The sequence below is a fragment of the Klebsiella sp. RC2 genome (assembly GCF_014192815.1).
In the GTDB taxonomy this organism is placed as follows: Bacteria; Pseudomonadota; Gammaproteobacteria; order Enterobacterales; family Enterobacteriaceae; genus Klebsiella; species Klebsiella variicola.
The window spans coordinates 331346-341323 of sequence record NZ_JACHYL010000005.1 but is presented as its reverse complement, the minus strand read 5'-3'; the positions used below and the strand labels follow the sequence as shown (position 1 = coordinate 341323).

Sequence of the window (9978 nt, the reverse complement as noted above, 5' to 3'; positions counted from 1 at the left end):
TACTAAGGAGAATATGGTGCATCCGGGAGGATTCGAACCTCCGACCGCTCGGTTCGTAGCCGAGTACTCTATCCAGCTGAGCTACGGATGCATCGGGAAAGCTATTTTACTGCGGGGTTACTCTCCTGGCACTTACGATGGTTTCGCAAACCAGATAACAACAATGTTGCTGTTACTAAGGAGAATATGGTGCATCCGGGAGGATTCGAACCTCCGACCGCTCGGTTCGTAGCCGAGTACTCTATCCAGCTGAGCTACGGATGCATCGGAATAACTAGTTTACTACAGAATTCATCTGAATAATCAGAATCGGGCAAGAATGGTGCATCCGGGAGGATTCGAACCTCCGACCGCTCGGTTCGTAGCCGAGTACTCTATCCAGCTGAGCTACGGATGCATCGGGAAACTTGCTTTACTACGCGTCAGTGTCACAACTAACACCTGCCACACTGAGTATGATGGCCTAATCGGTAGAGTGACTCGATTATACCTCGCACTGCGGGCCGCTGCTTTCACAGCGTTCTTCTCTCTTAATTCAGAAAGAAGATGGTGCATCCGGGAGGATTCGAACCTCCGACCGCTCGGTTCGTAGCCGAGTACTCTATCCAGCTGAGCTACGGATGCAAAATGGCGGTGAGGCGGGGATTCGAACCCCGGATGCAGCTTTTGACCGCATACTCCCTTAGCAGGGGAGCGCCTTCAGCCTCTCGGCCACCTCACCACACACGCCTCTTTCGAGTGCTTCGAAGAACTTGTTTCTGCTCTTCGTCGCTGCGATGGCGCACATATTACTTTCTGGTACTTATAAGTCAAACACTTTTTCGAGACCTTTTTTCGTTTGCACACTTCGCACGCAATTCGCGTGCAAAAACGGCAAAAAGGGCAATTTATCAACAGGAAATCAGACCTGACGCAGGCATAACGCCAAACAGCCAAAGCGGCAAAGGGTGATGAAAACCGGTATTGCGCAGGGGAAAAAGTGAAAAAGGCAAAAATAACGGCGGGAAGGGATGCGCCTCACTGAACAGCGAGGCGCGGAAACCTTAGTAACTGGACTGCTGGGATTTTTCAGCCTGAATACGCTGGTAGATCTCTTCACGGTGAACAGATACTTCTTTAGGGGCGTTTACGCCAATACGAACCTGGTTACCCTTCACCCCTAAAACTGTCACAGTGACCTCATCTCCAATCATGAGGGTCTCACCAACTCGACGAGTCAGAATCAGCATTCTTTGCTCCTTGAAAGATTAAAAGAGTCGGGTCTCTCGTATCCCGGCATTATCCATCATATAACGCCAAAAAGTAAGCGATGACAAATACCTTGCGGTATAAGGCAGTCATGGCATCACATTCTGTTAAACCTAAGTTTAGCCGATATACACAATTTCAACCCGACTTTATCGTTATCAGTACTTATGACGCAAGGTGCCGTTTCCCCGAGGTTACGGCACCTATACCCGCCATACTTCAAGTTGCCTGTGTGTTGGCTTTCCTCACTCACCCCAGTCACTTACTTGAGTAAGTTCCTGGGGATTCGCTGCGTCGCCGCCTTCCTGCCACTCGAATTATTTAGGGTATAGGCGTTTATAGTTATTACAGTTTTGCGCTGACCCAGCCTTTCACACTGGCTAACGCTGCAGGGAGAGCAGACGCATCGGTACCACCGGCCTGCGCCATATCCGGACGACCGCCCCCTTTACCGCCCACCTGCTGAGCGACCATACCAACCAGCTCCCCTGCCTTCACGCGATCTGTCACATCCTTAGACACACCGGCAATCAGGGAAACTTTACCGTCTGCGACCGTAGCCAACACCACAACCGTCGAACCCAGTTGGTTCTTCAGATCGTCAACCATGGTACGCAGCATCTTCGGCTCCACGCCGGCCAGCTCGCTGACCAGCAGCTTAACGCCGTTAATCTCTTCCGCTTTGCTGGAGAGGTTTGCGCTCTCCTGCGCCGCAGCCTGCTCTTTCAGCTGCTGCAGCTCTTTTTCCAGCTGACGGGTACGCTCCAGCGCGGCGCGAACTTTCTCGCCGAGATTGTGGCTGTCGCCCTTCAGCAGCTGTGCGATATCGCTGAGCTGATCGCTCTGCGCGTGCAGCATGGCTATCGCGCCTTCGCCGGTTACCGCTTCGATACGGCGCACGCCAGCGGCGGTACCGGACTCAGAGGTGATGCGGAACAGGCCGATATCACCGGTACGCGCCGCGTGAGTCCCGCCGCACAGTTCGGTGGAGAAGTCGCCCATCTGCAGCACGCGGACGCGGTCATCGTATTTCTCGCCGAACAGCGCCATGGCGCCGGATGCGCGCGCGGCATCGATATCCATAATGTTGGTTTCGATAGCCAGGTTACGACGGATCTGCGCATTGACCAGATCTTCGACTGCACGGATCTCTTCCGGCTTCATCGCTTCGAAATGCGAGAAGTCAAAGCGCAGCGCTTTATCGTTAACCAGCGAGCCTTTCTGCGCTACATGGGTGCCGAGCACCTGGCGCAGCGCCGCATGCATCAGATGCGTCGCGGAGTGGTTCAGACGGATACGCTGACGGCGAGCCTCGTCCACATCGGCCTGCACCGCGTCGCCCACTTTCAGGGAACCGCTGGCGACTTTACCGATATGACCAATGGCCTGACCGTACTTCTGCGTGTCGCTGACGGCGAAGGAGAAGCCTGCGCCTTTCAGTTCGCCTTTATCGCCCACCTGGCCGCCGGACTCCGCATAGAACGGGGTCTGGTCGAGGATCACCACCGCTTCCTGGCCCGCGCTGACACTATCCACCGCTTTACCGTCGATAAACAGCGCAGTCACTTTGCCGTTCAGCTCCAGATGATCGTAGCCTTTAAATTCAGAGGCGCCGTCAACGCGGATCATCGCGTTATAGTCAGCGCCGAAACCGCTGGACTCGCGCGCGCGGCGGCGCTGCTCTTCCATGGCGGCCTCAAAGCCAGCTTCGTCAACTTTAATGTTGCGTTCGCGGCACACGTCCGCCGTCAGGTCGACCGGGAAGCCGTAGGTGTCGTACAGACGGAAGGCCGTTTCGCCATCCAGCGTGTCGCCTTTCAGCTTCGACAGCTCTTCATCCAGCAGCGCCAGTCCGCGCTCCAGAGTACGGGCGAACTGCTCTTCTTCAGTTTTCAGTACCTGCTCAACCTGAGCCTGCTGCTGTTTCAGTTCTTCACCGGCGGAACCCATCACGGCGATCAGCGGGGCAACCAGTTTCCAGAAGAAGGTGTCCTTCGCGCCCAGCATGTTGCCGTGACGGATCGCACGGCGAATGATGCGACGCAGCACGTAGCCGCGGTTTTCATTCGACGGGATCACGCCGTCAGCAATCAGGAATGCACAGGAGCGAATGTGGTCGGCAATCACACGCAGCGACTTGTTCGTCAGGTCGGTCGCGCCGGTGACTTTCGCCACGCTGGCGATCAGATCGCGGAACAGGTCGATATCATAGTTGGAGTTAACGTGCTGCAGCACGGCGGCAATACGCTCCAGCCCCATACCGGTGTCGACGGACGGCTTCGGCAGCGGCTCCATGGTACCGTCAGCCTGACGGTTGAACTGCATGAAGACGATGTTCCAGATCTCGATGTAACGGTCGCCGTCTTCTTCCGGGCTTCCCGGAGGGCCGCCCCAGATGTGATCGCCGTGGTCAAAGAAGATTTCGGTGCACGGGCCGCACGGACCCGTGTCGCCCATCTGCCAGAAGTTATCAGAAGCAAACGGCGCGCCTTTGTTGTCGCCGATGCGGATGATACGCTCGCGCGGAACGCCTACTTCGTTAGCCCAGATGTCGAACGCTTCGTCATCGGTCTCGTAGACGGTGACCCACAGCTTCTCTTTCGGCAGGGCGAACCAGTTTTCACCGGTCAGCAGTTCCCATGCGTATTTGATGGCATCCTGCTTGAAATAATCGCCAAAGCTGAAGTTGCCCAGCATTTCAAAGAAGGTGTGGTGACGCGCGGTGTAACCGACGTTTTCCAGATCGTTGTGTTTACCACCCGCACGCACGCAACGCTGCGCGGTGGTCGCGCGCGAGTAATTACGTTTATCGAGGCCAAGGAAGACATCCTTGAACTGGTTCATCCCGGCGTTGGTAAACAGCAGGGTTGGATCGTTGTGCGGTACCAGGGAGCTGCTGGCAACTACCTGATGTCCCTTACTATGGAAAAAGTCGAGAAACGCCTGACGGATCTCAGCGGTGCTCTTGCTCATAATTATCCTGAAATCAAGCTACACGTCATCCTTCAAGTCGCCTCTGTCCTGGCTGCGCTTGCTCTCCCGGCACCGAACTGACGTGCGTTCCAGAAGATGTTCTCTCTTGCCGCCCTGATGCAGCTTGAATGATTTTGTGTATAAGGAATAATCGCCCTGGACGCTGTCTGTACTGTCACAACCAGCGGCCCGACGGAATAAAGTGGGAATAAGATAAGTTTTCTTTACGGCGAAGTAAAATCCCCGATGGGTCAATCTGCAAAATTTCGCCAGATTTCCTGGATATCTTCCATCAGGTAGCCGCGGTAAAGCAGGAATCGCTGAACTTTCACTTTTTCAGTAAAGGCGGAAGGTAACGGTTCGCCGTATTTACGCTGCGCCTGCTCCCTGGCAAGGCTCACCCAGTCGATATCACATTCGCGCATAGCCTGTTCAACGTCCTGGCGGGCAATCCCTTTCTGGCTGAGCTCCTGACGAATGCGCGCCGGACCATAGCCTTTGCGGCTCCGGCTGGCGATGAACTGGCCGACAAAACGGTGATCGTCGAGATAGCGGTTTTCGATACACCAGGCAACCACCTGCTCCAGCTCTTCGGGGGTGACGTCCAGCGCCTCGGGGCCATTTTTGCTCATTACTGGTGCAGCCAGTTTGCGCCGCAGCTCCTGTTCGCTGTGGTCGCGCATGGCCAGAATGCGGATAGCGCGGTCCAGCAGGCGGGCGTAGCCGGAGCGGCGTGATGAAGGTTCAGTCACAGGCACCTCAATAATCTAAGAAATGCAAAAGGGCCGCATAAGCAGCCCTTTATCACTCTGTTAGACGATATCAGAAATCTTGTTCCGTTTCTTCTGCGTCGTTGCCGTCAACGGCGAAGTCCGGCGTAGAGTCCTGGTTGTTGAGCAGCAGTTCGCGAACTTTCTTCTCAATTTCTTTCGCCGCCGCCGGGTTCTCTTTCAGCCAGGTGATCGCGTTCGCTTTACCCTGACCAATTTTGTCGCCGTTGTAGCTGTACCAGGCACCCGCTTTTTCAATCAGCTTCTCTTTCACGCCCAGGTCAACCAGCTCGCCGAAGAAGTTGATGCCTTCGCCGTAGAGGATCTGGAATTCAGCCTGTTTGAACGGCGCGGCGATCTTGTTCTTCACCACTTTGACGCGGGTTTCGCTGCCGACGACATTGTCGCCCTCTTTCACCGCGCCGATGCGGCGGATGTCCAGACGCACGGAGGCGTAGAACTTCAGCGCGTTGCCGCCGGTGGTGGTTTCCGGGTTACCGAACATTACGCCGATTTTCATACGGATCTGGTTGATGAAGATCAGCAGCGTGTTGGACTGCTTCAGGTTACCCGCCAGCTTACGCATCGCCTGGCTCATCATACGCGCCGCGAGACCCATGTGAGAATCGCCGATTTCGCCTTCGATTTCCGCTTTCGGCGTCAGCGCCGCGACGGAGTCGACGACGATAACGTCAACCGCGCCAGAGCGCGCCAGCGCGTCACAGATTTCCAGCGCCTGTTCACCGGTATCCGGCTGAGAACACAGCAGGTTGTCGATATCCACGCCCAGTTTGCGCGCATAGACCGGGTCCAGCGCGTGTTCGGCATCGATGAACGCACAGGTTTTACCTTCACGCTGCGCTGCGGCGATAACCTGCAGCGTCAGGGTGGTTTTACCGGAAGATTCCGGCCCGTAGATCTCGACGATACGGCCCATTGGCAGACCGCCGGCGCCGAGCGCAATATCCAGAGAAAGCGAGCCGGTGGAGATGGTTTCTACGTCCATAGAACGGTCTTCACCCAGGCGCATGATGGAGCCTTTACCGAATTGCTTTTCGATCTGGCCCAGTGCAGCCGCCAACGCTTTCTGTTTGTTTTCGTCGATCGCCATTGTTACTCCTAATCATGCAGGGTGAAGCGTGTTCGCTTCGCCGTTAATATTTGTTCAGTTGAGGCAATTATACTGTATGGTCATACAGTATCAAGTGTTTTGTAGAAATTGTTGCCAGAGCAGATTGAGCGCATAGGCCGTCGCCTGACGACGCACCGCTTCGCGGTCTCCGGCAAAGCATTCGCGCCGCGTCACGCCTTGCCCGCTCACGCTGGCGACACCAAACCACACCGTGCCGACCGGCTTTTCGTCGCTGCCGCCATCCGGCCCGGCGACGCCGCTAACGGAGATGGCATAGTCCGCGCGCGCCGCGCGCAGTGCGCCGATCGCCATCTCGACCACCACCGGTTCGCTCACTGCGCCGTTGTCCCGCAGCGTCGCTTCGCTGACGCCGATCATTTGCGATTTGGCTTCGTTGCTGTAGGTCACAAAGCCGCGTTCAAACCACGCTGAGCTGCCGGCAATATCGGTGATCGCTTTCGCTATCCAGCCGCCGGTGCAGGATTCCGCCGTGGTCACCGTCGCACCGCGCGCCTTCAGCGCCCGGCCCACCTTCTCGCTTAGCTGCATTAATTCTGAATCGGTCATTATCGCCCCGCTTTGGTCTGGATAAAGAGGCCATCAAAGATAGCACTTTCCACAGAGATATGGGGACGAGGTGTGGAATTTACGAGGGGACATCCAAAATGAATCATCCCGGCGATGCCGGGATGATAAATCGCACGATTACTTCATGCTGGCGGCGATCAGCGCCACGTTATGACGCATCATTTTCACATAGCTATCCGCGACGCCACCCGGTGCGGAGAGCGCCTCCGGGTAGAGTTCGCCCCCCGGCTGGGCGCCTGTCGCGCTGGCGATTTGCTTCACCAGCCGCGGGTCAAGCTGGTTCTCCATAAACCAGGTATGGACGCCATCGGCTTTGATTTGCTTAATCAGCGCCGCCACCTGCGCCGCGCTGGCCTCGCTCTCTGAAGAGAGCCCCTGTGGCGCGAGGAATGTCACATTGTAAGCGCGGCCAAAATAGCCGAAGGCGTCATGGCTGGTCAGGACCTTGCGCTTTGCCAGCGGAATGGCGCTGAACTGCGCTTTCGCCCAGCCGTCGATATTCGTCAACTGCTCGATATAGCGCTTGCCGCTGCTGGTCAACGCCGCTTTATCTTCCGGGTCGGCTTTCACCAGACCATCGAGGATATTCTGCGCATACAACGCACCGTTCGCCGCGCTGTTCCAGGCGTGGGGATCGGTCACCGTTTTGCCATCCTCATCAAGGGTATGGGTCTTGACGCCTTTCGAGGCCACCACCAGCTCGCCCTTAAAACCAGAGGCCTTAATCAGACGATCCAGCCACCCTTCCAGCCCCAGGCCGTTGACCACCACCACGTCGGCCTTGCTGAGCAGCGCACTATCTTTCGGCGAGGGCTCGAAGGTGTGTGGATCACCGTCCGGGCCGACCAGCGTATCGACATGGACATGCTCGCCGCCGACCTGCTGCACCATATCACCCAGCACCGAAAAACTGCTTACCACGTTCAGCGTTTTTGCCATCGCCCCCTGCGCCATCAGCCCCAAAGCCAGCGCCACAACCATTGCACTACGTTTCATCATTTCCTTACCCCATCAATTTGCGCCAGCCGATCAGCAGCCGGCTATGCGTGCCAAAAAACAGCGAAATAAAAAACAGCGCGCTGGCGGTCAGCACGATGGCGGGCCCGGCGGGAAGACTGGCCGCCCAGGAGAGACTTAATCCCAGCCAGGCGCAGAGTGCGCCGGAGAGCGCCGCCAGCAGCAGAATGCCCGGCAGCGTTCGCGCCCAGCAGCGCGCGGCAACCGCCGGAAGCATCATCACCCCTACCGCCATCAGCGTGCCGAGTACCTGAAACCCCGCCACCAGATTAAGCACCAGCAGCGCCAGAAACAGTCCATGCAGCAGCGCGGGAAGGCGGGGGTGGTTCACCTGCAGCCAGGCGCTGTCGAACGCCTCGCTGACCAGACCGCGGTAGCACAGCGCAATGCACAGCAGCGTCAGGCTGGCGACGCCGCTGACAAACAGCGCCGCGTCACGATCGACCGCCAGAATAGAGCCAAATAACAGATGCAGGAGGTCGACGCTGGAGCCGCGCAGCGACACCAGGGTGACGCCCAGGGCCAGCGATCCCAGATAAAATCCGGCAAAGCTGGCGTCCTCTTTTAACGGTGTCCGCCGGCTCACCCACCCGGCCACCAGCGCCACCACGATGCCGGCGATGAAGCCGCCGAGGGTCATGGCCAGCAGCGACATGCCGCTCAGCAGATACCCCACCGCCACCCCGGGGAGAATGGCGTGCGACAGCGCATCGCCCATCAGGCTCATACGCCGCAGCAGCAGGAAGACGCCCAGCATGGTGGTGCTCAGCGACAGCGCCAGACACACCACCAGCGCCCGGCGCATAAAACCAAATTCAATAAAAGGCTGAAAGAAGGTGTGCCAGATCATGCCGACCTCGCATGACTGAAAGCCGGAAGTACCGCCCGGGTGACGCCCCAGCAGGCGCGTTGGGAAGTCAGCAGCAGCGTCTCGGGGAAAAAGTCGGCCACCCGCTGGTTATCATGCAGCACCGCCAGGATGGTCTGCCCCTGCTGATGCATCTCGAGGATCAATTCCATCAGTTCCCGGCAGGTCGCTTCGTCGATGCCGGTGAAGGGCTCGTCGAGCATCACCAGCGGCGCCTGCTGCACCATCACCCGGGCAAACAACATGCGCTGAAACTGGCCGCCGGAGAGCGCCTCAATCGGCGATTTCGCCAGACCCGCCAGCCCGACCCGCTCCAGCACCGCGCTGATACGTCGCCGGGTATCGCCGCCCAGACCGCGTAGCAGCGACACGCCGGGCCATGCGCCCTGACTCACCACATCCTGCACGTTGAGAGGAAACTGCGACTCGAGGGCATGGCGCTGCGCCAGCCAGCCAATCACCGGCCGTTTCCCCTGCCAGCGCAGGCGGCCACTGACCGGTGGTAGAAACCCGGCGAGCGTTTTCAGCAGCGTTGATTTTCCGCAGCCATTGAGGCCAACGATTGCTGTCAGGCTGCCGGGGCATATCATCCCGCTCAACGGTGGGGTGATCGCCACCCCGTCATAGCCAGCGACCAGTTGCTCCAGCTCAATCATGGCAGCGCCACCGCCCACCAGGTCGCTAACCATAGCGCCACCAGCAGCACGCCTGCGATGGTCGCGCGCGTCGCGCCGGAGGCCATAAAAACTGATGTGAACATATTTTACCCCTTTTAATGTTATAACATAACAATACAGAAGCGAAAAAAGAATGTAAATCAGTGTCAGTGGGCAGAAATGTAACAAAGGTCAACAAGAGGCATGCGGGCGGGAAAAAACGAGAGGTTAAGCGCGGCCTCCCCGGCGTCATCCCCCGGTCGCGCTGCGCTTACCGGGGCTAGCAACCGGATACCGCATCGTAGCCCGGATAAAGCGCTGCGCGCCGCTATCCGGGGAGGCGCGGAATCTGTCAGTAACGTAGCCGCAGTGTTGCCGATGGGCGACAAGCTGTCATTGAACTATCCCCCGGTCGCGCTGCGCTTACCGGGGCTACCAACCGGATACCAGACCGTAGCCCGGATAAGGCGCTGCGCGCCGCTATCCGGGGAGGCGCGGAATCTGTCAGTAACGTAGCCGCTGTGTTGCCGATGGGCGACAAGCTGTCATTGAACTCTCCCCCGGTCGCGCTGCGCTTACCGGGGCTACCAACCGGATACCAGACCGTAGCCCGGCTAAGGCGCTACGCGCCGCTATCCGGGGAGGTTCGAAATCTGTCAGTAACGTAGCCGCTGTGTTGCCGATGGGTGACAAGCTGTCATTGAACTCTCCCCCGGTCGCGCTGCG

The 9978-nt window shown here is 57.9% G+C and carries 8 protein-coding genes and 5 tRNA genes; all 13 read right to left on the bottom strand.

Translation table 11 applies throughout. The features are described from left to right. Nucleotides 1–14 precede the first annotated feature (14 nt). Nucleotides 15–91: transfer RNA gene (locus tag FHW76_RS17695), tRNA-Arg, on the bottom strand. Nucleotides 92–187: 96 nt separating this feature from the next. Then, nucleotides 188–264: transfer RNA gene (locus FHW76_RS17690), tRNA-Arg, on the bottom strand. Between the two features lie 56 nt (nt 265–320). Beyond that, a tRNA-Arg gene (locus FHW76_RS17685) sits at nt 321–397 on the bottom strand. A 150-nt stretch (nt 398–547) separates the two neighbouring features. Continuing rightward, a tRNA-Arg gene (locus FHW76_RS17680) sits at nt 548–624 on the bottom strand. A 4-nt stretch (nt 625–628) separates the two neighbouring features. After that, nucleotides 629–721, bottom strand: a tRNA-Ser gene (locus FHW76_RS17675). Between the two features lie 322 nt (nt 722–1043). Next, nucleotides 1044–1229, bottom strand: coding sequence for a carbon storage regulator CsrA (gene csrA, locus FHW76_RS17670; RefSeq protein ID WP_000906486.1), 186 nt, complete (start codon nt 1227–1229; stop codon nt 1044–1046). 364 nt (nt 1230–1593) lie between these two features. After that, nucleotides 1594–4221 (bottom strand): alanine--tRNA ligase, encoded by a 2628-nt coding sequence (gene alaS / locus FHW76_RS17665; RefSeq protein WP_012540791.1) that lies wholly within the window; start codon nt 4219–4221, stop codon nt 1594–1596. Nucleotides 4222–4472: 251 nt separating this feature from the next. Next, nucleotides 4473–4973 carry a recombination regulator RecX gene (gene recX, locus FHW76_RS17660; protein ID WP_008806152.1) on the bottom strand — a complete coding sequence of 167 codons (501 nt, stop codon included), beginning with the start codon at nt 4971–4973 and terminating at the stop codon, nt 4473–4475. 70 nt (nt 4974–5043) lie between these two features. Then, nucleotides 5044–6102: a recombinase RecA gene (gene recA / locus FHW76_RS17655; RefSeq protein ID WP_004205686.1), complete on the bottom strand. Its 1059-nt coding sequence runs from the start codon at nt 6100–6102 to the stop codon at nt 5044–5046. Between the two features lie 90 nt (nt 6103–6192). Then, nucleotides 6193–6690: a nicotinamide-nucleotide amidase gene (pncC, locus tag FHW76_RS17650; RefSeq protein WP_012540790.1), complete on the bottom strand. Its 498-nt coding sequence runs from the start codon at nt 6688–6690 to the stop codon at nt 6193–6195. 138 nt (nt 6691–6828) lie between these two features. Further along, the gene (locus FHW76_RS17645) at nt 6829–7707 is read right to left on the bottom strand and encodes a metal ABC transporter substrate-binding protein (RefSeq protein WP_016161684.1); all 879 of its coding nucleotides are present in this window, start codon (nt 7705–7707) and stop codon (nt 6829–6831) included. Nucleotides 7708–7714: 7 nt separating this feature from the next. Next, nucleotides 7715–8578, bottom strand: coding sequence for a metal ABC transporter permease (locus FHW76_RS17640; protein WP_008806155.1), 864 nt, complete (start codon nt 8576–8578; stop codon nt 7715–7717). Further along, nucleotides 8575–9285: a metal ABC transporter ATP-binding protein gene (locus tag FHW76_RS17635; protein ID WP_012540787.1), complete on the bottom strand. Its 711-nt coding sequence runs from the start codon at nt 9283–9285 to the stop codon at nt 8575–8577. The genes FHW76_RS17640 and FHW76_RS17635 overlap by 4 nt, the downstream gene beginning before the upstream one ends. Between the last annotated feature and the right edge of the window lie 693 nt (nt 9286–9978).